The sequence below is a fragment of the Novosphingobium piscinae genome (assembly GCF_014230355.1).
Lineage (GTDB): Bacteria > Pseudomonadota > Alphaproteobacteria > Sphingomonadales > Sphingomonadaceae > Novosphingobium > Novosphingobium piscinae.
This window is the reverse complement of record NZ_JACLAX010000021.1, coordinates 1-23,978: the sequence shown is the minus strand read 5'-3', so window position 1 is coordinate 23,978 and position 23,978 is coordinate 1. Positions and strand designations below refer to the sequence as shown.

The 23,978-nt window shown below is 71.9% G+C and carries 28 protein-coding genes; 18 read left to right on the top strand and 10 right to left on the bottom strand.

The window, feature by feature from the left end:
- The first annotated feature begins 4 nt into the window (after positions 1–4).
- From H7F53_RS15405 to H7F53_RS15395, 3 genes are all read left to right on the top strand, one after another.
- Positions 5–1,474: a TolC family outer membrane protein gene (locus H7F53_RS15405; protein WP_185680424.1), complete on the top strand. Its 1,470-nt coding sequence runs from the start codon at positions 5–7 to the stop codon at positions 1,472–1,474.
- A gap of 66 nt (positions 1,475–1,540) precedes the next feature.
- The gene (locus tag H7F53_RS15400; protein ID WP_185680395.1) at positions 1,541–1,990 is read left to right on the top strand and encodes a DUF2497 domain-containing protein; all 450 of its coding nucleotides are present in this window, start codon (positions 1,541–1,543) and stop codon (positions 1,988–1,990) included.
- A gap of 6 nt (positions 1,991–1,996) precedes the next feature.
- Positions 1,997–2,419: a (2Fe-2S) ferredoxin domain-containing protein gene (locus H7F53_RS15395; protein ID WP_246438940.1), complete on the top strand. Its 423-nt coding sequence runs from the start codon at positions 1,997–1,999 to the stop codon at positions 2,417–2,419.
- Positions 2,420–2,478: 59 nt separating this feature from the next.
- Here H7F53_RS15395 and H7F53_RS15390 read toward each other — a convergent pair whose 3' ends face one another.
- Together H7F53_RS15390 and H7F53_RS15385 are read right to left on the bottom strand one after the other, a co-directional pair.
- Positions 2,479–3,690 (bottom strand): M20 metallopeptidase family protein, encoded by a 1,212-nt coding sequence (locus H7F53_RS15390; RefSeq protein WP_185680394.1) that lies wholly within the window; start codon positions 3,688–3,690, stop codon positions 2,479–2,481.
- 67 nt (positions 3,691–3,757) lie between these two features.
- Positions 3,758–4,699 carry a CDP-alcohol phosphatidyltransferase family protein gene (locus H7F53_RS15385; protein ID WP_185680393.1) on the bottom strand — a complete coding sequence of 314 codons (942 nt, stop codon included), beginning with the start codon at positions 4,697–4,699 and terminating at the stop codon, positions 3,758–3,760.
- 362 nt (positions 4,700–5,061) lie between these two features.
- Here H7F53_RS15385 and H7F53_RS15380 point away from each other — a divergent pair, with 362 nt between their 5' ends.
- Complete coding sequence (locus H7F53_RS15380; protein WP_185680392.1) at positions 5,062–6,162, top strand: inositol-3-phosphate synthase; 1,101 nt, start codon at positions 5,062–5,064, stop codon at positions 6,160–6,162.
- Positions 6,163–6,184: 22 nt separating this feature from the next.
- Entirely contained in the window at positions 6,185–6,931 is a 747-nt protein-coding gene (locus H7F53_RS15375) for a phosphocholine cytidylyltransferase family protein (protein ID WP_185680391.1), read from the top strand.
- A gap of 37 nt (positions 6,932–6,968) precedes the next feature.
- Here H7F53_RS15375 and H7F53_RS15370 read toward each other — a convergent pair whose 3' ends face one another.
- A complete protein-coding gene (locus H7F53_RS15370) occupies positions 6,969–7,466 on the bottom strand; it encodes a DUF2141 domain-containing protein (RefSeq protein ID WP_246438938.1) in 498 nt (165 codons plus the stop codon).
- Positions 7,467–7,669: 203 nt separating this feature from the next.
- On the opposite strand from H7F53_RS15370, the gene rpe reads away from it, so the two are divergent.
- Positions 7,670–8,332, top strand: coding sequence for a ribulose-phosphate 3-epimerase (gene rpe, locus H7F53_RS15365; RefSeq protein WP_185680390.1), 663 nt, complete (start codon positions 7,670–7,672; stop codon positions 8,330–8,332).
- A 109-nt stretch (positions 8,333–8,441) separates the two neighbouring features.
- Positions 8,442–10,220: a heparinase II/III family protein gene (locus tag H7F53_RS15360; RefSeq protein WP_246438944.1), complete on the top strand. Its 1,779-nt coding sequence runs from the start codon at positions 8,442–8,444 to the stop codon at positions 10,218–10,220.
- 174 nt (positions 10,221–10,394) lie between these two features.
- Here the strand turns inward: H7F53_RS15360 and H7F53_RS15355 are convergent, their stop codons facing one another.
- The 5 genes from H7F53_RS15355 to H7F53_RS15335 are packed head-to-tail and all read right to left on the bottom strand — an operon-like array spanning position 10,395 to position 13,740.
- Positions 10,395–11,564, bottom strand: a complete 1,170-nt coding sequence (locus H7F53_RS15355; RefSeq protein ID WP_185680388.1) for a GNAT family N-acetyltransferase — start codon at positions 11,562–11,564, stop codon at positions 10,395–10,397.
- On the bottom strand, positions 11,561–12,328 hold the full coding sequence (locus H7F53_RS15350; RefSeq protein WP_246438937.1) for a glycerophosphodiester phosphodiesterase family protein: 768 nt from the start codon (positions 12,326–12,328) through the stop codon (positions 11,561–11,563). Before H7F53_RS15350 ends, H7F53_RS15355 begins: the two co-directional genes overlap by 4 nt.
- Positions 12,306–12,776, bottom strand: coding sequence for a RidA family protein (locus H7F53_RS15345; protein ID WP_185680386.1), 471 nt, complete (start codon positions 12,774–12,776; stop codon positions 12,306–12,308). Before H7F53_RS15345 ends, H7F53_RS15350 begins: the two co-directional genes overlap by 23 nt.
- Positions 12,773–13,402, bottom strand: coding sequence for an HAD family hydrolase (locus tag H7F53_RS15340; protein WP_185680385.1), 630 nt, complete (start codon positions 13,400–13,402; stop codon positions 12,773–12,775). The genes H7F53_RS15345 and H7F53_RS15340 overlap by 4 nt, the downstream gene beginning before the upstream one ends.
- The gene (locus H7F53_RS15335) at positions 13,399–13,740 is read right to left on the bottom strand and encodes a DUF3572 family protein (protein WP_379542825.1); all 342 of its coding nucleotides are present in this window, start codon (positions 13,738–13,740) and stop codon (positions 13,399–13,401) included. The genes H7F53_RS15340 and H7F53_RS15335 overlap by 4 nt, the downstream gene beginning before the upstream one ends.
- On the opposite strand from H7F53_RS15335, the gene H7F53_RS15330 reads away from it, so the two are divergent.
- From H7F53_RS15330 to H7F53_RS15315, 4 genes are all read left to right on the top strand, one after another.
- On the top strand, positions 13,734–14,111 hold the full coding sequence (locus H7F53_RS15330; RefSeq protein WP_185680384.1) for a response regulator: 378 nt from the start codon (positions 13,734–13,736) through the stop codon (positions 14,109–14,111). The two genes, H7F53_RS15335 and H7F53_RS15330, sit on opposite strands and share 7 nt — an antisense overlap.
- 162 nt (positions 14,112–14,273) lie before the next feature.
- Positions 14,274–14,513: an acyl carrier protein gene (locus H7F53_RS15325; protein WP_185680383.1), complete on the top strand. Its 240-nt coding sequence runs from the start codon at positions 14,274–14,276 to the stop codon at positions 14,511–14,513.
- A 118-nt stretch (positions 14,514–14,631) separates the two neighbouring features.
- Positions 14,632–15,831 (top strand): serine palmitoyltransferase, encoded by a 1,200-nt coding sequence (gene spt, locus H7F53_RS15320; RefSeq protein ID WP_185680382.1) that lies wholly within the window; start codon positions 14,632–14,634, stop codon positions 15,829–15,831.
- A gap of 107 nt (positions 15,832–15,938) precedes the next feature.
- The gene (locus H7F53_RS15315) at positions 15,939–16,838 is read left to right on the top strand and encodes a MipA/OmpV family protein (protein WP_185680381.1); all 900 of its coding nucleotides are present in this window, start codon (positions 15,939–15,941) and stop codon (positions 16,836–16,838) included.
- A 21-nt stretch (positions 16,839–16,859) separates the two neighbouring features.
- On the opposite strand, the gene H7F53_RS15310 is transcribed toward H7F53_RS15315, so the two are convergent.
- Together H7F53_RS15310 and H7F53_RS15305 are read right to left on the bottom strand one after the other, a co-directional pair.
- Positions 16,860–17,312: a c-type cytochrome gene (locus H7F53_RS15310; RefSeq protein WP_185680380.1), complete on the bottom strand. Its 453-nt coding sequence runs from the start codon at positions 17,310–17,312 to the stop codon at positions 16,860–16,862.
- Positions 17,313–17,333: 21 nt separating this feature from the next.
- Positions 17,334–18,056, bottom strand: coding sequence for a YqaA family protein (locus H7F53_RS15305; RefSeq protein ID WP_185680379.1), 723 nt, complete (start codon positions 18,054–18,056; stop codon positions 17,334–17,336).
- Between the two features lie 184 nt (positions 18,057–18,240).
- On the opposite strand from H7F53_RS15305, the gene H7F53_RS15300 reads away from it, so the two are divergent.
- The 7 genes from H7F53_RS15300 to H7F53_RS15270 all read left to right on the top strand — a co-directional run bounded on the left by H7F53_RS15300 (position 18,241) and on the right by H7F53_RS15270 (position 23,942).
- Positions 18,241–18,714, top strand: coding sequence for a hypothetical protein (locus H7F53_RS15300; RefSeq protein WP_185680378.1), 474 nt, complete (start codon positions 18,241–18,243; stop codon positions 18,712–18,714).
- A gap of 88 nt (positions 18,715–18,802) precedes the next feature.
- Positions 18,803–20,080, top strand: a complete 1,278-nt coding sequence (locus H7F53_RS15295) for a DNA-packaging protein (protein WP_185680420.1) — start codon at positions 18,803–18,805, stop codon at positions 20,078–20,080.
- A gap of 87 nt (positions 20,081–20,167) precedes the next feature.
- A complete protein-coding gene (locus H7F53_RS15290) occupies positions 20,168–21,310 on the top strand; it encodes a phage portal protein (RefSeq protein WP_185680377.1) in 1,143 nt (380 codons plus the stop codon).
- 16 nt (positions 21,311–21,326) lie between these two features.
- Positions 21,327–21,635 (top strand): DUF6127 family protein, encoded by a 309-nt coding sequence (locus H7F53_RS15285; RefSeq protein ID WP_185680376.1) that lies wholly within the window; start codon positions 21,327–21,329, stop codon positions 21,633–21,635.
- Positions 21,623–22,039 carry an HK97 family phage prohead protease gene (locus H7F53_RS15280; protein WP_185680375.1) on the top strand — a complete coding sequence of 139 codons (417 nt, stop codon included), beginning with the start codon at positions 21,623–21,625 and terminating at the stop codon, positions 22,037–22,039. The genes H7F53_RS15285 and H7F53_RS15280 overlap by 13 nt, the downstream gene beginning before the upstream one ends.
- A gap of 133 nt (positions 22,040–22,172) precedes the next feature.
- Entirely contained in the window at positions 22,173–23,321 is a 1,149-nt protein-coding gene (locus H7F53_RS15275; RefSeq protein ID WP_185680374.1) for a phage major capsid protein, read from the top strand.
- Positions 23,322–23,384: 63 nt separating this feature from the next.
- Positions 23,385–23,942 carry a head-tail connector protein gene (locus H7F53_RS15270; protein WP_185680373.1) on the top strand — a complete coding sequence of 186 codons (558 nt, stop codon included), beginning with the start codon at positions 23,385–23,387 and terminating at the stop codon, positions 23,940–23,942.
- Positions 23,943–23,978: the final 36 nt, after the last annotated feature.

The window sequence follows — 23,978 nt, the reverse complement described above, 5'->3', positions numbered from 1 at the left end:
GCCGATGCGCGGACCGGGCGCGCTGCGCACCGCGCTGCGGCTGGGCGCCGCGCTGGGGACCGTCCTGGCCGCCATGCCGCTGCGCGCCGATGACCTGCGCGATGCCCTGACCAGCGCCTATGCCACCAACCCGACGATCCAGGCCGCCCGGGCCAACCAGCGCGCGGTGGACGAAGGGGTGCCGCTGGCCCGCTCGAACGCGCTGCCCAGCCTGTCGGGCCAGGTCAACTTCGTCGAGTTCATCAAGCGCAACCCGGTGGCCTTCACCGCGCCGCTGCGCGCCCTGTCGAGCCAGGTGAACATGGGCGTGCCGGTCTATTCGGGCGGTGCCGTGCGCAACGCCATCGAGGCGGCGGAAATCCGCGTCGAGGCGGGCCAGCAGGATCTGCGCGGCACCGAGGCCGGCCTGTTCAGCCAGGTTGTCGCGGCCTACATGGACGTGATCCGGGATTCGGCGATTGTCGGGCTCAACCGCAACACCGTGCAGGTGCTCGAGGTCAACCTGCGCGCAACCACCGATCGCTACGAGATCGGCGACCTGACCCGCACCGACGTGGCCCAGTCGCAGTCGCGCCTGGCGCTGGCCCGCGGCGACCTGCGCACTGCCGAGGTCAACCTGCTGTCCAGCCGCGAGCGCTATGTCCAGATCGTGGGCAAGGCCCCGGCCGATCTGGCGCCGCCGCCGCCGCTGCCGGGCATGCCGGCCAGCCCGGACGAGGCGGTCGACTTCGCGCTGGAGCACAACCCCGATCTGCTGGCCGCCCAGGAACGGAGCAAGGCGGCCAAGATCGACGTGCGCGTGGCCGAGGCGGCCAAGCTGCCGACGGTCTCGGTCAACACCCAGGGCGCCTACCAGAACACGCTCGGCACGCTGGGCACGATCCCGGGCGGAATTCCGGCGCTGCAGCAGTTCACCACGGCCCAGGCCTCGGTCAGCCTGTCGCTGCCGCTGTTCCAGGGTGGCCGGCCGGCGGCGCAGACCCGCCAGGCCCAGGCCCGCGAAGGCGCGGCGCTGGAAACCGAGATCGCGACCGAGCGCGCGGTCATCGCCAGCGTCCGCTCGGCCTTCGCGCAGTGGCGCGCCGCCAACGAGATCATCGCGATGAACCAGACCGCGGTCGATGCCGCGGCGCTCAGCCTCGAGGGCGTCAAGGCCGAGAACTCGGTGGGCAACCGCACGATCCTCAACATCCTCGATGCCGAACAGGAGCTGCTGCGCGCGCAGGTCCAGCTCGTCGCGGCGCGGCGCAACGCCTATGTCGCCGGGTTCAACCTGCTGTCGGCGATGGGCAAGGCCGATGCCGACGATCTCGGGCTCGACGGCGGCGCACTGTATGATCCGCAAACCAATTACGAGCGGGTGCGGCACCGCATCTTCGACTGGGACAAGGACCCCGCGCCGGTGGCGCAGTCGACCCGCACGGTCGACACCCCCGCGCAGGACGCAACAAGTCCGGTGAAATCCCTGCCTTGAGCGTGTAAGCCAAAACTGTCGCGATTCGGGACGCGGCATGAATTGCGAATCGGGGGGGTATCGACAATGCGGCAGGCAGGCGAACCATCGGTCGAGGAGATCCTCGATTCGATCAAGAAGGTGATCGCCCGGGACAGCCGCACTCCCGCCGTCGAGGAACGCCGCGTGCACCAGCTTCGTCCGGTGCGCGATCCCGCCGAGGACGAGGTGCTTGATCTGACCGAGGCCGCGGCGCTCGATCCCGAGGTGGCCGCGCCGACCGATGCGGCCGAGGACGGCCCGCTGCTGGCCGATGCCGCGGTCGATGCGATGCGCGATTCGCTGGCTGCGCTGGCCACCATGGCGGCGCCGGGCGCCGCGCCGCAGATCGTCCGGGCCGGGGAAACCTCGCTCGAGGGCCTCGTGCGCGAGATGCTGCGCCCGCTGCTGGCCGACTGGCTCGACAAGAACCTGCCGCCGCTGGTCGAGCGCATGGTCGCGGCCGAGATCGCGCGGATCGTCGGCAAGAAGGGCTGAACCGGTTTGACCGACCGCGAGGCTGCGCGTGAGGACGGGCGTGAGGACGCCGGGGGCGCGTCCGCACTGGCCCAGGCGCGTGCAGCGCTTGCCAAGACCGTGGGTGACGGCCCGCAGCGCCAGATCTTTCTCTGCGCCGAACCCCAGAAGGGGGAATGCTGCACGCCCGAGGTGGGCAGCTCCGCGTGGAAGTACCTGAAGAAGCGGGTCAGGCAGCTCGGGCTTGACGGTCCGGGCGGAGTGGCGCGGACCAAGGCCGACTGCCTGCGGATCTGCGCTGCCGGCCCGGTCGCCGTGGTCTGGCCCGACGGGGTCTGGTATCACTCCTGTACCGAGCCGGTGCTCGAACGGATCCTCCAGGAACACCTGATCGGAGGCACGCCGGTGGACGAGTTCCGGTTGCGCCCGGAGGATGCGGCCGGCGGCTGACCCCGGTCTGGTCTGGTCTGATCTGGTCTGGCCGCTGTTGCCGGATCGCGCCGGGCGCCTCAGCCGAACCCTTCCGCCAGGAACCGCGCGCCCAGCGTGGCCAGCAGCGCGGCGCCGTGGGGCAGCACGGTCTCGTCCAGCACCATGCGGGTCGAATGGATTCCGCAGCACTGGCGCCAGTCGTCGTCGGCATGGGCCATGCCAAGAAAGAACATCGCCCCGGGGACCTTTTCCAGCAGGTAGGCGAAGTCCTCGGCGCCCATGATCGGATCGGCCAGCCGCTGGAAGGCGCCGGCACCGAGCAGGTCGCGGGTGATCCGCTCGCCGAAGTCGACCGCGCGGGGATCGCAGACGGTCACCGGGAAGCCCTCGGTCACGGTCACCCGGGCGGTCAGCCCATGCGCGGCGGCGATGCCTTCGGCCACCATGGCCAGGCTCTCGCGGATTCGCGCGCGGTTGGCGGGGGAGAGGGTGCGCATGGTGCCGCGCATTGCGACGCGATCGGCAATCACGTTGTGCGTGCTGCCCCCCTCGATCCGGGCGATGGTCAGGACCACCGGATCGTGCACGCTGAACTTGCGTGTGACCATGGCCTGCAGCGCCATGACGATCTCGCAGGCGACCGGCATCGGATCGAGCGTCTCGTGCGGGAGCGAGGCATGGCCGCCGCGGCCTTCGACCACGATGTCGATCTGGTCGGCGCCGGCCAGCAGCGGCCCGGCGCGGCCGCCGACCAGACCGTGCGGGGCATTGGGCATGACGTGCAGTGCGAAGGCGGCGTCGGGCAGCGGATCGATCAGGCCGTCGTCGAGCATGAAGCGCGCGCCGTGATGGCCTTCCTCGCCCGGCTGGAACATGAACTGGACCTCGCCGGCCAGCTCGGCCTGGCGTGCGCAGAGCAGCCGCGCGGCGCCGACCAGCATCGCGGTGTGGGCATCGTGGCCGCAGGCGTGCATCGTGCCCGGCACGGTCGAGGCGAAGGCCAGGCCGGTCTCCTCCGGCATCGGCAGGGCATCCATGTCGCCGCGCAGCAGGACCCGCCGGGCACCCGCCGCCCCCGGCGCGGCGCTGCCCCTGAGCGTGGCGACCAGCCCGGTGGTGGAAGGGCCCTCGCGCCAGTCGAGCGGCAGCCCCGCGAGGGCTGCGCGCACCTTGTCGCGGGTCCGCGGGGTGTGCAGCCCCAGCTCGGGTTCGGCATGGATCGCGCGGCGCAGGGCGACAATGTCGGGGGCCAGGCCCCGGGCTGCGGCAAGCAGATCGGCGTGTAGCATGGCCGCATCTTACCCCGCCGCGCCCCGCTGTCGAGAGCGCCGCGGGGGCGGGGTGCGCTGACCGGGCTCAGGCCTGGGGCAGGCCGATCCGCGCCGCGATTCGCTGCGCCGCGCGGTTGTGCGCGATCACCGAGACCACCAGCAGCACGTTGAGCACCAGCGACTGGTACAGGAAATACCAGAGCGGGCTGCCTGCCAGCATCGCCAGCCCCAGCACGATCGCGCGCGGGTTGGGGCCAAGGATCTTGCACAGCAGCAGCAGCGGCGGGGCCTCGGCGCGCACCGCGCCGCGGATCGCCTCGCGCCGGGCCGGATCGTCCTGCCCCGCCGCCACGGCCGCGTCGATCCGCAGCGCATGGGGGGTCAGTCCGGTGGCAAGGGCGAGGTAGGCCGAGACCAGCCCGCCGAACAGGCTGCGCCCGGTGGCGGAATCGGCGGCATGGCTGTTGCGGATCCACGGCGTGCCATAGACCCACCACTGGTACTGGCGGCGCTGGACCTCGACATGGTTCGCCTGGACGACGTGGCTGAGCCCGGCGGCCCACATCCAGGCCCAGGCGATCCACCGTTCGCCAGGTGCGGCCATTCCGGCGAGCAGCCAGCCGAGCACCAGATAGAGCACGATATGGCTGCAATAGTCGCACAGCCCGTCGACCATCTCGCCGATCGGGCTCGAGCGGCCGGTCAGCCGGGCCAGATCGCCGTCGGCGCCGTCAACCACGTGCCAGGTCATGTGCAGTGCCATGCCGAGCAGGGCCGAGAGCGGCCAGGACAGCAGCCCGAACGCCGGGCCGGCATAGGCGCAGGCGGCCGCGACCACGCAGGACCCGCCGACCACCGAGACCATGTTGGGCGTGAGCGGAGTCGGCGCGAGCAGGCGGGCCAGCTGCCAGGCCAGCGGGTGGTAGAGGTAATGGTTGAGCGGATCCTGCAATTCGCGCGGGCGCTGGGGCCGCTGCGGCCGTCCTGCCGCTACGGCAACCGTTGCTTCCTGGTGACTCAAGCCCATGCTCCCCTGTCCGCAGGCGCCGCTGCGGGCTGTCCTGTGACCGTCGTGATACCGTCTTACTGCAACCCAACCGTCATATAGGCTTGCGGGGGGCGCCAAGCCAACTATAGTCGCCGCGCATCGGGTGCACCAGTGTGCCGTACCGGCGTGGACGCGGGCTGCAACGGCCGGTGCCAGCAGCGCCAGCGCGACGGTCATCAATGTGTGGCGTCACAGGTCCGGCTGGACCCGGACGTGTCCCGCGCGACGGGGAGGGGGTTGCCGGCCGGAGAGGGCCGGGCCCGGTCCCGGCGCGAAGTCTTAACCAGGGCGCCGGAGCCGTTTGGGTACTCCAGATCGTCCGCCTGAAGGGGTTCTAGTTAATGAAGTCAATCAAGGTTGCCGTGATCGGTGTTGGCAACTGTGCGAGTTCGCTGGTGCAGGGCGTGGCCTATTACCGGCAGAACAACTCCTCGCAGGGTCTGATCCATGACGTGATTGGCGGTTACGGAGCTGGCGACGTCGATTTCGTGCTCGGCATCGATGTCGACAAGCGCAAGGTGGGCAAGGACATTGCCGAGGCGATCTTCGCCGCGCCCAACTGCACCGCCGTGTTCCACCCCGAGGTGCCGGCCACCGGCGCCAAGGTGATCATGGGCAAGATCCTCGACGGCGTGGCCGATCACATGACCGGCATGGGCGACAAGGGCTTCATCCTCGCCGACGAGGCCGAGGCCACCAAGGAATCGATCGTCGCCGCGATCAAGGACAGCGGGGCCGAGGTGCTGGTCAACTTCCTGCCGGTGGGCAGCGAGACCGCGACCGAGTTCTACATGGAATGCGCGCTGGAAGCGGGCGTGGCCGTGGTCAACTGCATGCCGGTGTTCATCGCCAGCCGTCCCGAGTGGGAAGCCAAGTTCCGCGAGAAGCGCATCCCGATCGTTGGTGACGACATCAAGGCGCAGGTCGGCGCGACGATCGTGCACCGCGTGCTGTCCAGCCTGTTCGCCGCCCGCGGCGTCACGGTCGAGCGGACCTACCAGCTCAACACCGGCGGCAACACCGACTTCATGAACATGCTCGATCGCCAGCGGCTGGGCAGCAAGAAGGAATCGAAGACCGAGGCGGTGCAGGCCATGCTCGCCCAGCGGCTCGAGGACGAGAACATCCACGTCGGTCCGTCGGACTATGTGCCGTGGCAGAAGGACAACAAGCTGTGCTTCCTGCGCCTGGAAGGCGCGCAGTGGGGCAACGTGCCGATGAACCTCGAGCTGCGCCTCTCGGTCGAGGACAGCCCGAACTCGGCGGCCTGCGTGATGGACGCGATTCGCTGCTGCAAGGTCGCGCTCGAGCGCGGCGAGGGTGGCGCCCTGGTCGGTCCGTCGGCCTACTTCTGCAAGCATCCGCCGCAGCAGTTCAGCGACGACACCGCCGCCCACATGGTCGAGGAGTACATCTCGGCCACGGCGATCGCGGCCGAATAAGCGACACCGCCCGGGGCGCGGCATGGACGCGGTGATCATCGCCGCCGGCTATGGCAGCCGGCTGCGCGACCTGTCCGATTCCAAGCCGCTCACCCCGGTGGCGGGCGTGCCCCTGATCGAACTGGGGGTGCGCCAGGCCCATGCCGCCGGCGCCGCCCGGGTCACCGTGGTGACCGGGCACGAGGCGGCACGGGTCGAGGCCTTCCTGGCCGATCTGTCGCGCCGCAGCGGCATCGAGGTCCTGACCGAGCGGGTCGCCGACTGGTCGCGGCCCAACGGTTTCTCGGTGATGGCCGGCGCCGCCCGCGTCGCCCGCGCCGGCGGGCGCGACTTCCTGCTGATGATGGCCGACCACCTGTTCGCGGCCGAGATCCTGCATCGCCTCGTCCGGGTCGGCGCGCCCGACCGCGGGGTGACCCTGGCGATCGACCACCGCACCGACAGCCCGCTGGTCGATCCCGACGATGCCACCTGGGTGCGGTTGGGCGCCGCCGGGCGGATCGCGGCGATCGGCAAGACCATCGCACCCTACGATGCGGTCGACTGCGGGGCCTTTCTCGCCACCCCCGAGCTGCCCGAGGCGATCGCCGAAGCCATTGCCGCCGGGGCCGCCGGCAGCCTGTCGGACGGGATGCAGCGCCTGGCGGACCGGGGCCGCGCCGCCACGCTCGATCTCGGCACGGCCTGGTGGATCGACGTCGACGATCCGCGCGCCCATGCCCTGGCCGAGGCCCAGGCCCCCACGGCGCTCGCCCCGCTCTACGGCTAGCTTCGCTTCCGCTGGCGTGGCGGCGGCACCAGCCCGGTCAGGGATACTTGATGCGGATCCGGGTCAGCAGGCCGGCGCGGGGAATCGCCAGGCGGACCGAGCGGAACGCCGGCAGCCCGGCCAGCGTGCTGGGATTGTTCGAGAAGCCGTAGCCCTCGTCGGGCAGGCCCAGGCCGGTGCGGTCGAAGGTCTGGCTGGCGTTCTCGTCGTGGTAGATCGCGATGGCATAGACCCCGGGGGCGGGGATGAACAGGCAGCCGGTGGTCGTGCCGGCCTTCGCCGGGACCCGGCCGACATAGAGCGAACCGTGCTTGACCAGGAACTTGCGCGGATTGTCGGCATAGAGCGTGATCGCGATCAGGCCCTTGTCGCTGGTGACGCCCTCGACCGCGACCTCGATCCAGGTGGCGCTGGCCGGGCCGGTGCATCCCGCCGGAGCCGCCTCGGCCCGGGCCTGCCCCGAGGCCAGCGAACCTGCCAACGCCAGCCCTGCCGCGAGTGGCAGCGACATGCGGCGTCGCGAACCCATCTTCATCCCATCGCTCCTGCGGGAGTCCGTCCCATCACCCTTGGCCGCGGCCCGTGGCCCCCACTGCCCGATGAATCAAGCCCCGGCAAGTGCTTGGCGCCGGTCTGTCGGGGCGCGCGCCGCCGCCAACGGTGTGGAAAACGCCGCGCCGCGCGGTTGTGGCCGCGGCCCCCGCTGTCTAACCCCGAATTGTAAGGAACCTTACCCGCATGACCGTGCCGCTGATCTCTCCGTCCCTGCTCTCGGCCGATTTCGCGCGGCTGGGCGAGGAAGTTCGCGCGATCGACGCGGCCGGGGCTGACTGGATCCATGTCGACGTGATGGACGGGCACTTCGTTCCCAACCTCACGATCGGCCCGATGGTGGTCAAGGCGCTGCGCCCGCACACCGCCAAGCCGTTCGACGTCCACCTGATGATCAGCCCGGTCGACGCCTATGTCGAGGCCTTCGCCGCCGCCGGCGCCGACATCATCACGGTCCACCCCGAGGCCGGCCCGCACGTCCACCGCACGGTCCAGCTGATCCGCTCGCTCGGCAAGCAGGCGGGCATCTCGCTCAATCCGGCCACACCGGCCAAGATGCTCGATTACCTGATCGACGAGATCGACCTGGTGCTGGTGATGAGCGTCAATCCCGGCTTCGGCGGGCAGAGCTTCATCACCAGCCAGCTGCGCAAGATCGAGGCCGTGCGCAAGATGATCGACAAGACCGGGCGGCCGATCCGGCTCGAGGTCGATGGCGGGGTCGATGCGGTCACCGCGCCGCAGTGCGTCGCCGCCGGGGCCGATGTCCTGGTGGCCGGCACGGCGACCTTCCGCGGCGGACCGGAGCGCTATGCCGCGAACATCGCCGCCCTCAAGGGACTGGGCTGAACCGATGGTCGATCTCGCCGCCCGCCCCGCCGCCACGACAGGCGCCGGCTTGCGCGGTGGCGAGGCCCCGGCCGTGCCCCTGCCGGCCGACCAGCCGGAGCCCCATGCGATGACCGGCCTGTCCTCCGATCTGTCTTCCGATCTGTCCTCCGACCCCGCCGGCGAGGTGATCGAACCCGGCCGCATGCTGGCCCTGGCCGATTTCTCGCCGCCTTCGCTCTCCCCCGGCGAGCGGCTGGTCCGTCTGGCCTACGGGCTGGGGCTGCGCGGCAGCCTGATGGGGGCCTTCCGCAAGCCGTCGAAGCGGCGCCTGCTGGCGACGGTGGCCAATCCCCTGCCGGGCGACCGCGTAGCCGGCACCGCGCTGCGCGCCGGGCACTTCCTGCTGCACGGGGTCAAGCTGCCGATCGCCCAGGCCGAGCTGGCCGGCGTCGCGCGGATGGCCCCGCCCCTCGAGCGCTATGTCCACGGCTTCACCTGGCTGGCCGATCTCGAGGCGGCCGGCAGCCGCGACCAGGGGGCGCCGCTGGCCGAGCGGATCCTGGCCGCCTGGCTCGAAGCCAACCCCGAACCGCCGGCCCGGGCCGCCAAGGCCGGCAGCTGGACGGTCTCGCTCACCGGCACCCGGCTGCTGTCGTGGCTGGTCCATGCCCCGCTGATCCTGTCGGGCGGGTTGCGCACCCGCATGCTCGGGATGATCGATGGCCATGCCCGCTGGCTCGACCGCAATGTCGGACGCGGCGAGGATCTGCTCGCCCAGCTGGCCGGCTGGTGCGCGCTGGTCGCCACCGGGCTGCTGCTGCCCGACGGCAAGGGCCGCCGGCTCCATGCCGAGGCCGGGCTGATCCGCTGCCTCGGCGAGCTGATCGGCGACGATGGCGGCACCCTGGCGCGCAGCCCGCTGGCGCAGATGGAGGCGATCGCGCTGCTGGTGCGGCTGTCGGCCTGCTACCGCGCGCTGCGCGGCGATCCGCCGCAGGCGGTGCAGGGCACGCTGGGCCTGCTGGTCCCGCCGCTGCTGGCGCTGACCCATGGCGACGGCTCGCTCGGCTCGTGGCAGGGCGGCTGGGCCGTGGCCGCCGATGAGGTGGCGCGGCTGGTCGAGGCCTCGGGGGTGCGCACCCGGCCGCTGCGCGACGTGCGCCAGTGGGGCTATCAGCGCGCGGTGGCGCAGAAGACGATCCTCCAGTTCGATGCCGCTCCGCCGCCGATGGCGCGGCACGCGCGGACCGGCTGCGCCTCGACCCTGGCCTTCGAGCTGAGCCATGCCGGCCAGCGCATCGTGGTCAACTGCGGCGGCGCCGCCGCGGCCGGGGGACTGATCCCGGCGCGGCTCGAGCAGGGGCTGCGCGCCACGGCGGCCCATTCCACCCTGGTGCTCGACGACGCCAATTCCACCGCCGTGCTGATCAACGGCAAGATCGGCAGCGGGGTCGGCGAGGTCGAGGTCGACCGGCGCACCCTGCTGGGCGAGCGCAACAGCGGGGCGACCCGGATCGAGGCGAGCCATGACGGCTATGTCGCGCGCTACGGCCTGGTCCACCGCCGCATCCTGATCCTGCGCGATGACGGCACCGAGCTGCGCGGCGAGGACCTGCTGGTGCCGACCCGTGGCAAGGGCGCCAAGGGCAAGGTTGCCTTCGCGATCCGCTTCCATCTCGGTCCCGGGATCGAAGTGGGCCAGTCGCCCGATGGCCAGGGCGTCGGGCTGGCCCTGCCCGATGGCTCCTACTGGCAGTTCCGCGTCGGCGGCGGCGAGGTGGCGGTCGAGGAATCGCTGTGGGCCGACGGCAATGCCCGCCCGGTGGCGATCCAGCAGATCGTGGTGCAGGGCCTGGTCAGCCGCGGCGGCGGCAACTTCGCCTGGCTGCTCAAGCGGATGGGCTGACAGCTTCGATCTGGATCCCGACCTCGGTCGGGTTTCGCGCAGAGACCCCGGAGACCGCGAAGCGGTAAAGGGTCAGCCATCATCCGGAACCGGGGCTTGCCGCGGGCCATTCGCCTCGGCGTCCTCTGCCGTCTGTGCGATCTCTGCGAGACACGCGCCCACCCGCCAGAGGGCTCACCCCTTCCGGAATGGCGTGCGCTCACCCAGCAGCAATTGCTCCTGCGCCACGCCCGCGCGTTCCCGCTCCAGAAAGTCGGCTACCGCCGCGCGGAAGCCGGGGTGAACGATGTGGTGGGCCGAGATCGTCTGGACCGGCTCGTAGCCGCGCGCCAGCTTGTGCCCGCCCTGGGCCCCGGCCTCGACCCGGGCGAGGCCGCGGGCGATCGCGGCGTCGATCGCCTGATAGTAGCACAGCTCGAAATGGAGGAAGGGCTTGTCGATCCGCGCGCCCCAGTAGCGCCCGTAAAGTGCGTCACGACCGATGAAGTTGAGCGCCCCGGCCACCGCCTCGCCGTGCTGGAAGGCCAGGACCAGCAGGATCCGTTCGGCCATGCGCTCGCCCAGCAGGGTGAAGGCGGCGCGGGTCAGGTAGGGCCGACCCCATTTGCGCGCGCCGGTGTCCTGGTAGAACCCCCAGAAGGCATCCCAGTGTTCGGGCCGGATGTCGGAGCCGGTCAGCTGGCGGATCTCCACCCCGTCCTGGGCCGCGGCGCGCTCCTTGCGCAGGGTCTTGCGCCGCGCCGAGGACAGGGTGCCGAGAAAGTCCGCGAAGCCGGCATAGCCGCGGTTCTCCCAGTGGAACTGGATGTCGCTGCGCAGCAGCCAGCCGGCCGCCTCGAACAGGGGGACCTGCGCCGGCTCGATGAAGGTGGCATGGGCCGAGGACAGGCCGTTGCCCTCGCACAGCGCCTCGGCGCCGCGCAGCAGGGCCAGCCCCAGCCGCGGCTCGCGGGTCAGCAGCCGCGGCCCGGTGGCCGGGGTGAAGGGCACGGCGATCTGCAGCTTGGGGTAATAGTCGCCCCCGGCCCGGTGCCAGGCATCGGCCCAGCTGTGATCGAACACGTATTCGCCCTGGCTGTGGAGCTTGCGATAGGCGGGCAGCGCCGCGACCAGCCGGCCGGCCGCGTCGCGGATCGCCAGCGGCACCGGGTCCCAGCCGCTGCGCCCGCCGACGCTGCCCGAATCCTCGAGCGCGGTGAGAAAGGCGTGGCTGACGAAGGGGTTGGCGCCATCGGTCAGCGCGTCCCACTCGGCGGCGGTGAACTGGCCTACCGCCCGGCCGAGCTCGACCGTGACCGCCTGGTCCCCCGGTGCGGCCGGATCCTCGGCGCCGGGCGCGGTCACGGCACCCCGGCTCCCTCGACCGTCGGCGCATCGGCGTGATCCAGCGCGCGGGCGAGCAGCTCCGGGCTGCGCACGGTCCAGGTGACCAGCGGCAGTCCGCGCCGGCGCTGGGCGCGCGGGAACCGGGCCGGCAGGTCGCGGATATCGTAGGAGAGGAAATCGGGCTGGGCCTGCCACAGCGCCCGATGGCGGCGCCAGCGCCCGGCCAGGGCCTTGTCGTCCTGCTCGGAGACGACCAGCCCGCGCACGGTGTGCGGGGCATGGCGGCGGAACCAGCGGACGATGCGCGGATCGAAGCTCATCACCGCATGGGCGCCGCGATAGCCTTCGAGCACCCGCCGCACCGCCAGGCACAGCGCGCCGATCCGGCCATCGGGCGGGGCCTTGAGCTCGATCAGCAGCGGCACCTGCCCGGCGACCAGATCGAGCAGCTGGCGCAGCGTGGGCACGGCATCATCGCTGCCGAGCAGGCGCAACGTGGCCAGCTGGGCGGCGGTGCGGTCGGCCAGGGCGCCGGTCACGCCGGTCAGCCGCTCGAGGGTCTCGTCGTGGAACACCACCGGGCGCCCGTCGCTGGCCTTGTGGACATCGCATTCGATCCCGAAGCCGCGGGCGATCGCGGCTGCGGCGGCGGTCAGTCCGTTCTCCGGCGCGCCCGGGCCGTGAAGCCCGCGGTGCGCGAAAGTTGCGCCGCGCAACCAGGCCACGCGGTCGGGATCGGGCGCCGGCGCGAGCCAGCGGTCAAGCGGGCTTAACAGCGACAATCGCGTCCACCTCCACCGCGGCGCCAAGCGGCAGGACCGGCACGCCCACCGCGCTGCGCGCATGCTTGCCCGCCTCGCCGAACACGGCGGCCATCAGCTCGGAGGCGCCATTGGCGACCTTCGGCTGATCGGTGAAGGTCGCCGTCGAACTGACGAAGGCGCCCAGCTTGACCACGCGTTCGACCCGCGTCAGCGAGCCCAGCGCGGCCTTCAGCTGGGCCAGGATCATCAGCGCGCAGGCCTGCGCGGCGGCGGTCCCGGCCTCGACCGAGACGTCCTCGCCGAGCCGCCCGGTGACGAGCGCGCCGTTGACGAACGGCAACTGCCCCGAGACATGGGCCAGCCCGCCGGCGATCACCACCGGGACATAGGCGGCCACCGGCGCGGCCGGGGCGGGGAGGGCCAGGCCGAGTGCGGCGAGGCGGGATTCGATATCGGCGTCGGTCATGCGGGGTCTCCGGTCAGGCGGTCGAGCAGCCAGGGCAGGGCTCCGGCCCAGTGGTCGATCCGGGCATGGGCGTGCCCGGCGTCACGGGCGCAGGGGATCAAGGGGGCCAGTTCGGGCTCGCCGCAGAAGTGCAGGCGGCCAAGCGTGGGGACGTGTTCGGCGGCCGAGCCATGATGCTGGGCGATGTCGTCGATGAACACGGCGCGGCTCGGGCGGTATTCCTCGACGATCCGGCGCAGCGCCGGGCCCTTGGGGCCAAGGTTGGTATAGACCTTCAGCGCCAGTCCGTGGCCCCGCAGCTGGTCGGTGCGGCGCGCCTGGTGGTGGTCGCCGAGGTTGGTGAGCACGACCACGTCGGCCACCTCGCCCAGTGCGCCGATCGCCTCGACCGCCCCGGCGATCGGGACCTGGCGGTGCATTTCGGTGGTGAAGAACAGGTCGAGCAGCCGCCAGATCTCGGCCGGCGCGACGGGATCGCCGCTGGCGGTCCAGGTCATCGAGCGGGCGAAATCGTTGCCGCCCATGCGGAAGGTCACGCCCTGCGCCTCGCCCAGCCAGGCGCGGAACGGGCCGATCATGTGCAGCAGCACTTCGTCGCAGTCGCTGATCACGAGCGGGCGGCTCATCGTGCCAGCCCCGCGGCGGCACGCGCCAGCGCCTCGGGCGGAACCCCGAGATGCGCCGCAGCCCCGACCAGATCGGGCTCGTGCGCGGCGAGGAAGTCGAGCACTGCGCCCAGCACCGCCGGATCGCCCAGTCCCCCGCGCAGCGCCTCGGGCGTCAACCCGGTCAGGGCGAGCAGGCGCTCGGCCCGGCTCTCGCTCTGCAGCAGCCAGCCCAGCGCGCCGAGCGCGAGGGTCTGGGGATCAGCGGGGGATGAGGGGTCACGGAGAATTGTCAGGGTCTTTCGCAGGGCATAGACACGGGCAGCAAGGCATTCGCTGGGCGGGATTGCAAGTGGCAAAGAGAATACTCGTTGTCGAGGACAACGATCTGAACCGGAAGCTCTTCTGCGACGTGCTGAAGAGCCAGGGCTTTGCTGTCGAACCGGTTGCCGATGGCGCACAGGCGCTTGATCGCGCACGGGAATTCGTTCCGAACCTGATCATCATGGACATCCAGCTGGCCGACGTATCGGGTGTCGAGCTGATCGAGCGGGCGAAGGCCGACGCGCTGCTGCGGCCGATCCCGGTGCTGGCCGTCACCGCCTATGCCGGGCGCGGCGACGAGGAGCGCATCCGCGATGCCGGGGCCGAGGGCTATCTCGCCAAGCCGGTGTCGATCGGCCCCTTCCTCGCCGCGGTGCGCGGCCTGCTCGACAAGGCGGGGGCATGAGCGCCCGGGGCAGACCGGCCGTGGTCGCGGCGCCGCAGTGGGGCATGGCATGAGGGCAGTGATGAGCGGATTGCTTGACTTCGCCGGCGCGCCCGGCTTTGGCCTTGGCCCTGCCGAGGCGGCCCTTGCGGTCCGCCCCGCCCCCCTGTCTGGAGCCTGACCATGGATCGTGCCGCCACTGTCGACCGGATCGCCGCCCTGATCGCCCCCTTCAACAAGAAGGGCGTGGCGATCACCGAGGCCAGCACCTTCGCCGGCGACCTCGAGTTCGACAGCCTGACCGTGATGGATTTCGTGGCGGCGATCGAGGACGAGTTCGACATCATCATCTCAATGAACCAGCAGGCCGAGATCGAGACCTATGGCCAGCTGATCGACGCGGTGGTGAAGCTGCAGGGATAGCATGCCCCGGCCCGCGCCGCCCGCCCCGCTGGGCCGGCCCGGCGCGGGAGCGACCCTGGCCCGGTTCATCTGGCCCGGTTCAGGGTGACGACAGATCAGAAGGACAAGACAGGCCGCGATGACCGATCTCTTCTCCAAGTTCGATGCCCTGATCGCCCAGCGCGAGGGCCTGTTGGCGACTGGCGTGACCGACCCGTTCGGGCTGGTGATGGAGCGGGTGATCTCGCCCACCGTGGCGGTGTGCAACGGGCGCGAGACGATTCTCCTCGGCACCTACAACTACATGGGCATGACCTTTGACCCCGACGTGATCGCGGCGGGCAAGCAGGCGCTCGACGATTTCGGCTCGGGCACGACCGGGAGCCGCGTGCTCAACGGCACCTATGCCGGGCACCGCGCGGTCGAGCAGGCGCTCAAGGAGTTCTATGGCATGGACCATGCCATGGTGTTCTCCACCGGCTACCAGGCCAACCTGGGCATCATCAGCACGATCGCCGGCAAGGGCGACTACATCGTGCTCGACATCGACAGCCACGCCTCGATCTGGGACGGCTGCAAGATGGGCGATGCCGAGGTGGTGCCGTTCAAGCACAACGACATCGAGGCGATGGAAAAGCGCCTCAAGCGCATTCCCGAGGGGGCCGGCAAGCTGGTGATCCTCGAGGGGGTCTATTCGATGCTCGGCGATATCGCGCCGCTCAAGGAGATGATCCGCATCGCCAAGGAGCACGGCGCGATGGTGCTGGTCGACGAGGCGCACTCGATGGGCTTCATCGGCCCGAACGGCCGCGGCGTGGCCGAGGACCAGGGCGTGCTCGACCAGGTCGACTTCGTGATCGGGACCTTCAGCAAGTCGGTCGGCACGGTCGGCGGGTTCTGTGTCTCGAACCATCCCAAGTTCGAGATCATGCGGCTGGTCTGCCGTCCCTACGTGTTCACCGCCAGCCTGCCGCCGAGCGTGGTGGCGACCGCGGCGACCTCGATCCGCAAGCTGATGCATGGCGCCGACAAGCGCGCCCACCTGTGGGAGAACAGCCGCACCCTGCACAAGGGCCTGCGCGACCTGGGCTTCCAGCTCGGCACGGCCGAACCGCAGAGCGCGATCATCGCGGTGATCATGCCCGATCTGGAGCGCGGCGCGGGGATGTGGGAGGCGCTGCTACATGAGGGCCTTTACGTGAACCTGGCCCGCCCGCCGGCCACCCCGGCCGGCATGACGCTGCTGCGCTGCTCGCTCTGCGCCGAGCACAGCGCCGAGCAGGTCCAGACGATCATCGGCATGTTCGCCCGGGCCGGGAAGGCCGCGGGCATCCTGTGAGCCCCGGCGGTACCGGCGCCAGCCATGTTTCGTCACAAACGAGACATGACCGATTGGCACAGGCTGGGGCATAGCCGCGGGCTTCACGCCGCGCTCGGAGTTCCTGCATGCCCCGCCTGACCTGTCCTGGCGCCCCCCTGTCCGTTCTGTCGCTCGCCGCCGGCCTGCTGAGCGCCGCGACCCCGGCGCTCGCCCAGTCCGCCGCGGCTCCCGCGGGCGCGCCTGCCGGCGCGCCGGGTGCGGCCTTCCGTCCGGCCGGACCGCCACCGCCGCAGGGCTGGACCATGTCGGTCGGGGTGGGCACGCTGGTCGGCACGGCCTGGCAGGGCTCGCGCGATACCGCGCTGTCGGTGATCCCGGACCTGCGCATCAACTACCGGGACCGGATCTTCCTATCGATCCCCGAAGGGCTCGGCTGGAACGCGATCAACCGTGACGGCTGGCGGATCGGTCCGGTGCTCAAGCCGCGCTTCGGTCGCAACGAGGACAACGGCGGCTCGCCCTTCCAGATCGTCGGCGGCAGCAATGCCCTGCGCGGCATGGGCGACATCGGCGTGGCCGGCGAACTGGGCGGTTTCGTCGAGAAGCGGCTGGGCCGGACCGGACAGTGGCGCGGACGGATCGAGGTGCGCCAGGGCTTCGGCGCACACGAGGGTGTGGTTGGCGACCTGTCGCTGACCTATGGCGGCCGCGCCGGCCGGGTGCTCTATTCGGTCGGCCCGCGCGCCACTCTGGCGAGCCGCGACTTCATGCAAACCTATTTCGGGGTCAATGCGGCCCAGGCCGCGCGCACCGGCCTGGCCGTATCGCGCCCGGATGGCGGGCTGGTCTCATGGGGGCTGGGCGGCAACCTGATCCGTCCGCTCGACCGGCGGCGCGCCGTCTCGCTGTTCGCCGGGATCGACCGGCTGGGCGACGCCCCCGCCGGATCCGCGCTGATCCGCCAGCGCGGCCAGCGCACCAGCTATGCCGCGGGTCTGCTCTATTCGTTCCGCTTCGGCCTCTGATCCCGCCCGACCGGCGCGGGATCAGTCCTCCTTGAAGGTCTGATGGCAGGCCTTGCAGGCCGCCCCGACGGTCTGCACCGCGGCGCGGATCTTGGCCGCATCGCCCGCGTCGGCAGCGGCCTTGAGCGCTACGGCCGCGGCCTCGAACCGGGTGGCGGCGGCGCCGAACTCGGCCTGGCGGGTCCAGATCTCGGCCTTCGCATCGGTGCGCTTGCCGTCCTGCGGGCCCGATCCGGCCGGGAACCAGCCCTTGACCTGCGGCGCCAGTGCGGCGAGCCGGTCGGCGCTTTGCCGGACGGTCGCCGAGGTGGCGTTGTCCTTCTCCAGCTCGCCGCCGATCGCCTTCATCGCCGCGCCCATCTCCTCGAAGCGCTCATGCCGGGCGCTGACCGCCTTGCCCCCCGGGCTGGTGTCGGCGCAGGCGCCCAGCAGCAGGACGAGGGTGGCGGCGGTGAGCGGGAAAAGCGGGTTCATCGGCATGTCCTTGCTGGTCGGTCAGGCCATCCGCACCGGCTGCGATGGTTCCAGTGACGCGATTGTAGAACCGGTTTCACCCGCAGGGAAGCGGGCGGGCGCCGCCGTGACCGCGGTGACCGCCGTGACCGCATCGCAGCGCGAGCCGGGCCGGCCACCCGAGTGGCCGAGCAGGGTGATGGCCGCGAAGCCGAGGATCACCAGCGCGACGAAACCGGCGGTGACCAGCGCCAGGTACTTGTCGATGAAGGCCTTGATCGGCGCCCCGAACAGGCGGAACAGCACGCCGACCAGCAGGAAGCTGATCGAGCGGCTGGCCAGGCTGGCCAGGATGAAGGTGCCCAGCGGCATGGCGATGAAGCCGGCGGTGATGGTCAGCAGCTTGAACGGGATCGGCGTCGCCCCCTTGGCGACGAAGATCCAGAACCCGGTCTCGCGCAGGTAGCAGGCCGCCTTGGGGAAGCTCTGCTCGAGCCCGAGCCAGTGGAGCAGCTGCGCGCCGACCGCCTCGTAGACGAAATGGCCGATCGCGTAACCCAGCAGCCCTCCGGCGACCGAGGCGAGCACGGCGATCACGGCGAAGCGCACCGCCTTGCGCGGTTCGGCCAGGCACATCACGCCGAGCAGCGGGTGCGGCGGGACCGGGAAGAAGCTGGCCTCGACGAAGGCGAACAGCGCCAGCCAGACTTCGGCCCGCGGATCGGCGGCCTTGGCCAGGGTCCAGTCGTAGAGGCGGCGTAGCATCCGGCAGATCTCCTAGGGAGCGGCCTGCATAGGGGCAGGGCGCGAGAGCGGCAAGCGACGAGTCGATAACCGATATGGTTATTCAGCTTGACAGCGTCACGCTGATATGGCACATATCCGGAACATCGCGATAGACCGAGTCGCTTGCCGCCGGTCACCGCGTCGCTCTCGGGAAACCCCTGTCATGGCTTCATCCTCCTCTGCCGCCGCGCCGGGCGCGCGGCGCAACTGGCGTGCGCTGTTCCTGGCGGCGCTGGCCGAAACCTCGAACGTCAGCGCTGCGGCGCAGGCCGCCGGCATCAGCCTGTCCTGCGTCTACCGGACCAAGCGCGACGATCCGGACTTCGCTGCGGATTGGCTGGCCGCCCTGTGCGAGGGCTATGACCGGCTCGAGCTCGAGCTGCTCGGCCGGTTGCGCGGCGGCGAGCCGCGCCAGCCCGCGGACGGGGCCGAGCGGCGCCATGACAATGCCACCGGGCTGCGCCTGCTGCTGGCCCACCGGGACAGCCGCACGCGCTACATGGCGCAGCAGGACGCGGTTTCGGCCGAGGCGATCCGCGCCTCGATCGAGGACAAGCTCGCCCGCCTGCGCGAATGGGTCCTGACCCGCGAGGCGGCGGAAGCCGGCGGCGGGCAGGAGACAGACGGTGACGGCTGACCGGGTGGACCTGCCCGAGGCCGTAACGCCGCCGTGGTTCGAATGGCTGAACCGCGCGAACGAGGGCGAGAAGGCCGCGCTGGTCGCCATGCTCGATCAGCGCGAGCGCAAGCGCTGGCGGCATCTCTGGCCGCTCTGGGCGCGCAGCGCGCAGTGCCCGCCGCCGGGGGACTGGCAGACCTGGCTGATCCTGGCCGGGCGCGGCTTCGGCAAGACCCGGGCCGGGGCCGAATGGGTCCAGGCCGTCGCCGCCCACGACGGCGCCGCGCGGATCGCGCTGGTCGCGGCCAGCCTTGGCGAGGCGCGGGCGATCATGGTGGAAGGCGAGAGCGGGCTGCGCCGCATCGCCCCGCCGGGCCAGCAGCCGCATTACGAAAGCTCGCTGCGGCGGCTGACCTGGCCGAGCGGCGCCCAGGCCACGCTCTATTCGGCGGCCGAGCCGGATTCGCTGCGCGGCCCCGAGGCGAGCCACGCCTGGGCTGACGAGGTGGGCAAGTGGGACCCCTGCGCGGGCCGGGCCATGGCCGCCTGGGACAATCTGATGATGGGGCTGCGGCTCGGCGACCAGCCGCGCGTGGTGGTCACGACCACGCCGCGCGACAGGCCGCTGGTGCGGCACCTGGTCGCCGCGGCGGGGGACGAGGCGCCCGGGGCCGCGGCGACGGTGGTGACCCGAGGCACCACCTTCGACAACTGCGCCAACCTGCCGCGGGCCTATCTGCACGCCATGCGCCGCAGCTATGGCGCCAGCCAGCTCGGGCGCCAGGAGCTCTATGGCGATCTGCTGCTCGACCGCGCCGGCGCGCTGTGGACCCGCGCCCTGCTTGAAACCGCGCGGGAGAGCGGCGCCGTGCCGGCCGCGGCGCGCACTGTGATCGGGGTCGATCCGCCGGCCTCGGCCGGGGGCGACGCCTGCGGGATCGTGGTCTGCGCGCTGGGAGCCGACGGAGTGGCGCGGGTGCTGGCCGATGCCTCCGCCGAACGCGCCAGCCCCGAGCGCTGGGCCCGCGCCGTCGCCGCCGCTGCCGCACTGTGGCAGGCCGACCGGGTCGTGGCCGAGGCCAACCAGGGCGGGGCGATGGTGGCCAGCGTGCTGCGCGCGGCGGACTGCGCCCTGCCGCTGCAGCTGGTCCATGCCCGCACCGGCAAGGCCGCCCGGGCCGAGCCGGTGGCGGCGCTCTACGAGGCCGGGCGGGTGCGCCACGCCGGGCTGTTCGCCGTGCTGGAAGATCAACTGTGCGGCCTGCTGGCCGGTGGCGGCTACGCCGGCCCGGGCCGCTCGCCCGACCGCGCCGACGCGCTGGTCTGGGCGCTCACCGACCTGTGCCTGTCGTACCGGAGCATCCCGCGGGTGCTGGCGCTCTAGCCGGGGGTTCGCGCCCCGACCCCTGCGCCCGATCAGCAAACGTCTGCGGCGCCGCGCAGCTCCTCGCCACAGCCGAAAGGATCAGCCATGTCCTTCCTTCAATCCCTTGTCGCCGCCTTCAAGGGGGGCGGCGCGCGTGTGCCGCTGGCGCGGGGGTTCGCCTCGCCCTGGGTCTTCGCCGAGCCCGGCGGCGGGCGCCCCACCTATGAGTACCAGCGCGCGGTGCGCGGCGCCTACCTGGATAATCCGGTGGCGCAGCGCGCGGTGCGGCTGGTGGCGGAGGGGATCGGCGGGGCGCCGCTGCAACCGGCCGATCCGGCCCTGCTCGGCCTGGTCGGGGCCACGAGCGGCGGGCAATCGCTGCTCGAGACCGCCGCCAGCCAGTTGCTGTTGCACGGCAATGCCTTCATCCAGATCCTCAAGGACGGCGCCGGACGACCGGTCGAGCTCTACGCGCTGCGCCCCGAGCGGGTGACGGTGCTGCCCGGTGCCGATGGCTGGCCCGAGGCCTATGGCTACCGCGCCGGCGAGCGCACGCTGACCCTGCCACTGCTCGACAGCGATGCGTCGCCGAACCTGATCCATGTCCGCGGGTTCCATCCGGCCGACGATCACTATGGCGCCGGCTGCCTGGCCGCGGCCGACCGCGCCGTGGCGACGCACAACGCCGCGAGCGCGTGGAACCGCGCCCTGCTGGAGAATGCGGCGCGGCCCTCGGGCGCGCTGGTCTACGAGGCGGGCGAGGGCAATGCCCTGACCGGCGAACAGTTCGAGCGGCTGCGGCGCGAGCTGGTCGAGGCCTTTGCCGGGCAGAGCAATGCCGGGCGCCCGCTGCTGCTCGAGGGCGGGCTGCGCTGGCAAGCGCTGAGCCTGTCCCCGGCCGACATGGACTTCGCCACGCTCAAGGCGGCCGCGGCGCGCGACATCGCGCTGGCCTTCGGGGTGCCGCCGATGCTGCTCGGGCTGCCCGGCGATTCGACCTATGCCAACTACCGCGAGGCCAACCGCGCGCTGTGGCGGCTGACGCTCTTGCCGCTGGCGGCCAAGCTGCTGGGCGCCCTGGCCGAGGGCCTGGCGACCTGGTTCCCCGAGGCCGTCCTCGCGGTCGATCTCGATCAGGTCCCGGCGCTGGCCGAGGACCGCGAGCGGCTGTGGGCCCAGGTCAGCGCCGCCGATTTCCTGACCGCGGCCGAGAAGCGCGCGCTGCTCGGCCTGACCACCGCCCTCTGACGCGGGAGTGCCCGACATGCACCATGACGACATGCTGGCCCGGCTGGTCGGCCAGGCCGGCGCGGACGGCGCCGACCTTGTCACCCTGCGCGCGCTGGTCGAGGAGGCCAGCGAGCTTGGCGCCGCGCGCGCGCTGTGCCGGCTCGGGCTGGACGATGCCGCGGCGCGCGGCGACCTGTCGGAGCTGCGCGAGCTGCTTGGCGCCTGGCGCGATGCCAAGCGCGGGGCCTGGCGCGCGCTGCTCGGCTGGCTGCTGCGCGCCGCCCTGGCGCTGCTGCTGGTCGGTCTGGCGATGCGCTTCGGCCATCCGGAATGGCTGCGGTGAGCGCGCCCGACCGGCTGCGCTTCGCCGGCTATGCCGCGCTGTTCGACCGCCGCGACGGCGGCCGCGACGTGATCCGCCGCGGGGCCTTCGCCCGCTCGCTGGCGGCGCGGCGCGGGCCCCTGCCGCTCTACTGGCAGCACCGCGCGGACCAGCGGATCGGCTGGGTCGAGAGCCTCGCCGAGGACGAGCGCGGCCTGCGGGTGACCGCGACGATCGACAATCCCGGCGGCGGCGCGGCGGCGGCGCTGCGCCGCGGCGCGGTGACCGGGCTGTCGTTCGGCTATGTCGCGCGCGGTTTCCAGCCCGACGGGATCGGCCGCGAGCTGACCGAGATCGACCTGTTCGAGGTCAGCCTCGTCACCCACCCGATGCAGCCCGGCGCCCGGGTCCTGCTGGTGGCCTGAGCCGTCCCCGTCCTGCCCCCCCAAGTCCTCCGCCCTCCAGTCCTCCGCCCCTCCAGTTCCCCGCCCCCCAGTTCCCCGCCCCCCAGTTCCCCGCCCGGCATCCCGCCGCGGCCCTTCAGGAAGGTGACTGCCCATGGAAACCGAGACCCTCCCCGACCCGCTCGACCGCCCCTTCGATCTGGCTGACCGGCAGGCGGCGGCCGAGGCTGCGCTGGCCGCGCTGCAGGGCGATCTCACCGAGGTGAAGTCGCTGGTCGAACGCCTGTCGCGCAGCCCGGCGCGGCCGCTGCTGGCCGGTGCCGAACCCCGCCCGCACGAGGTCACCAGCTTCGTCGAGGGCTATCTGCGGCAGGGCCGCGACAGCGCGCTCAAGGCCCAGACCAAGGCCATGTCGCAGGGTTCGCTGCCCGATGGCGGCTATGCCGTGCCGCGCGAGATCGACGCGGCGATCGCCCAGGTGCTCAAGCGGACCAACCCGATCCGCACGATCGCGCAGGTCGTGCAGACCGGCACCTCGGGCTACCGCAAGCTGATCATGACCGCCGGCGCGGCCTCGGGCTGGACCAGCGAGACCGGGGCCCGGCCCGAGACCGCCTCGCCGCGGTTCATGGAGGTCGTCCCGCCCTATGGCGAGCTCTATGCCAACCCCTCGGCGACCCAGGCCATGCTGGACGATGCAATGTTCGATCTCGAGGCCTGGCTGGCGGACGAGATCGGCCGCGAGTTCGCCCGGGCCGAGGGCGCGGCGTTCGTCAACGGCAGCGGGACCAACCAGCCGCGCGGCTTCCTGATGGCGCCGGCGACGACCCAGCCCGACGCGGCCCGGGCCTATGGCACGCTGCAGTTCCTGCCGAGCGGCAACGCCAGCGGGTTCGACGCGGCGCCCGACCTCAAACTGCTCGACCTGGTTCACGCGCTCAAGTCCGGGCACCGCCAGGGCGCGGTCTTCGTGATGAATTCGGCCACGCTCGGGCAGCTGCGCAAGCTCAAGGGTACCGATGGGCAGTATCTCTACCAGAACAGCCTGGTCGACGGGCATCCGGTGCGGCTGCTGGGCTATCCGGTGGTCGAGGCCGATGACATGCCCGATATCGCGGCGGGCAACGTGCCGATCGCCTTCGGCAACTTCGCCAGCGGCTACCTGATCACCGAGCGCAGCACGACCACGATCCTGCGCGATCCCTATACCAACAAGCCCTTCGTCAACTTCTATGCGACCAAGCGGATCGGCGGGCAGGTGCTCAACAGCGACGCGATCAAGCTGTTGAAGATCGCCGCCTGATCCGCCGCGGCCGTCCCGGTTCGCACCCGGGGCGGCCCCTCTGTTTCTCATCGGGAGACCGCGATGAAGCGGACTATCGTCACGCCCGCGCCGCTGGCGCCGGCGGCGCTCGGCGCGCTCAGGGACTGGCTCGGGATCGCCTCCGGGGCAAGCGCCGAGGATGCCATGCTGACCGGGCTGCTGCGCGCCGCGCTCGACAGTTGCGAGGCCTTCACCGGGGTCCTGCCGCTGCAGGCGGGCTGCGAGGAGCGGTTTGCCCCGGACCCGGGCTGGCAGGCGCTGGCCACGGCGCCGGTCCAGGCGATCCTTGCGGTGCAGGGGCAGCCCCCGAGCGGGCCACGCCAGGACCTGCCGAGCGCGGCCTATGCGGTCGAACTCGGGGCCGATGGCAGCGGCCGGGTGCGGATCCTCGCGCCCGGCGGGGTGGCTCTGTTCGTCGTGCGCTACACGGCCGGGCTGGCGCCCGACTGGGCGAGCCTGCCCGACGGGCTGCGCCACGGCCTGCTCCGCCTTGCCGCGCACCTCTACCGCCAGCGCGACGGCGACGGCGCCGACCCGGCCCAGCCCCCGGCCGCGATCGCGGCGCTGTGGCGGCCGTGGCGCGGGCTGCGGCTGCAATGAGCGCGGCGCCCGGCGCGGGCTGGGACCGGCTCGCCG

Coding starts and splice junctions, on each gene's coding strand:
- H7F53_RS15405 (WP_185680424.1), top strand. CDS start 5: ATGCGCGGACCGGGCGCGCTGCGCACCGCGCTGCGGCTGGGCGCCGCG.
- H7F53_RS15400 (WP_185680395.1), top strand. CDS start 1,541: ATGCGGCAGGCAGGCGAACCATCGGTCGAGGAGATCCTCGATTCGATC.
- H7F53_RS15390 (WP_185680394.1), bottom strand. CDS start 3,690: ATGCTACACGCCGATCTGCTTGCCGCAGCCCGGGGCCTGGCCCCCGAC.
- H7F53_RS15385 (WP_185680393.1), bottom strand. CDS start 4,699: ATGGGCTTGAGTCACCAGGAAGCAACGGTTGCCGTAGCGGCAGGACGG.
- H7F53_RS15380 (WP_185680392.1), top strand. CDS start 5,062: ATGAAGTCAATCAAGGTTGCCGTGATCGGTGTTGGCAACTGTGCGAGT.
- H7F53_RS15375 (WP_185680391.1), top strand. CDS start 6,185: ATGGACGCGGTGATCATCGCCGCCGGCTATGGCAGCCGGCTGCGCGAC.
- H7F53_RS15370 (WP_246438938.1), bottom strand. CDS start 7,466: ATGAAGATGGGTTCGCGACGCCGCATGTCGCTGCCACTCGCGGCAGGG.
- rpe (WP_185680390.1), top strand. CDS start 7,670: ATGACCGTGCCGCTGATCTCTCCGTCCCTGCTCTCGGCCGATTTCGCG.
- H7F53_RS15360 (WP_246438944.1), top strand. CDS start 8,442: ATGACCGGCCTGTCCTCCGATCTGTCTTCCGATCTGTCCTCCGACCCC.
- H7F53_RS15345 (WP_185680386.1), bottom strand. CDS start 12,776: ATGACCGACGCCGATATCGAATCCCGCCTCGCCGCACTCGGCCTGGCC.
- H7F53_RS15340 (WP_185680385.1), bottom strand. CDS start 13,402: ATGAGCCGCCCGCTCGTGATCAGCGACTGCGACGAAGTGCTGCTGCAC.
- H7F53_RS15325 (WP_185680383.1), top strand. CDS start 14,274: ATGGATCGTGCCGCCACTGTCGACCGGATCGCCGCCCTGATCGCCCCC.
- spt (WP_185680382.1), top strand. CDS start 14,632: ATGACCGATCTCTTCTCCAAGTTCGATGCCCTGATCGCCCAGCGCGAG.
- H7F53_RS15315 (WP_185680381.1), top strand. CDS start 15,939: ATGCCCCGCCTGACCTGTCCTGGCGCCCCCCTGTCCGTTCTGTCGCTC.
- H7F53_RS15310 (WP_185680380.1), bottom strand. CDS start 17,312: ATGAACCCGCTTTTCCCGCTCACCGCCGCCACCCTCGTCCTGCTGCTG.
- H7F53_RS15305 (WP_185680379.1), bottom strand. CDS start 18,056: ATGCTACGCCGCCTCTACGACTGGACCCTGGCCAAGGCCGCCGATCCG.
- H7F53_RS15300 (WP_185680378.1), top strand. CDS start 18,241: ATGGCTTCATCCTCCTCTGCCGCCGCGCCGGGCGCGCGGCGCAACTGG.
- H7F53_RS15295 (WP_185680420.1), top strand. CDS start 18,803: ATGCTCGATCAGCGCGAGCGCAAGCGCTGGCGGCATCTCTGGCCGCTC.
- H7F53_RS15290 (WP_185680377.1), top strand. CDS start 20,168: ATGTCCTTCCTTCAATCCCTTGTCGCCGCCTTCAAGGGGGGCGGCGCG.
- H7F53_RS15285 (WP_185680376.1), top strand. CDS start 21,327: ATGCACCATGACGACATGCTGGCCCGGCTGGTCGGCCAGGCCGGCGCG.
- H7F53_RS15280 (WP_185680375.1), top strand. CDS start 21,623: ATGGCTGCGGTGAGCGCGCCCGACCGGCTGCGCTTCGCCGGCTATGCC.
- H7F53_RS15275 (WP_185680374.1), top strand. CDS start 22,173: ATGGAAACCGAGACCCTCCCCGACCCGCTCGACCGCCCCTTCGATCTG.
- H7F53_RS15270 (WP_185680373.1), top strand. CDS start 23,385: ATGAAGCGGACTATCGTCACGCCCGCGCCGCTGGCGCCGGCGGCGCTC.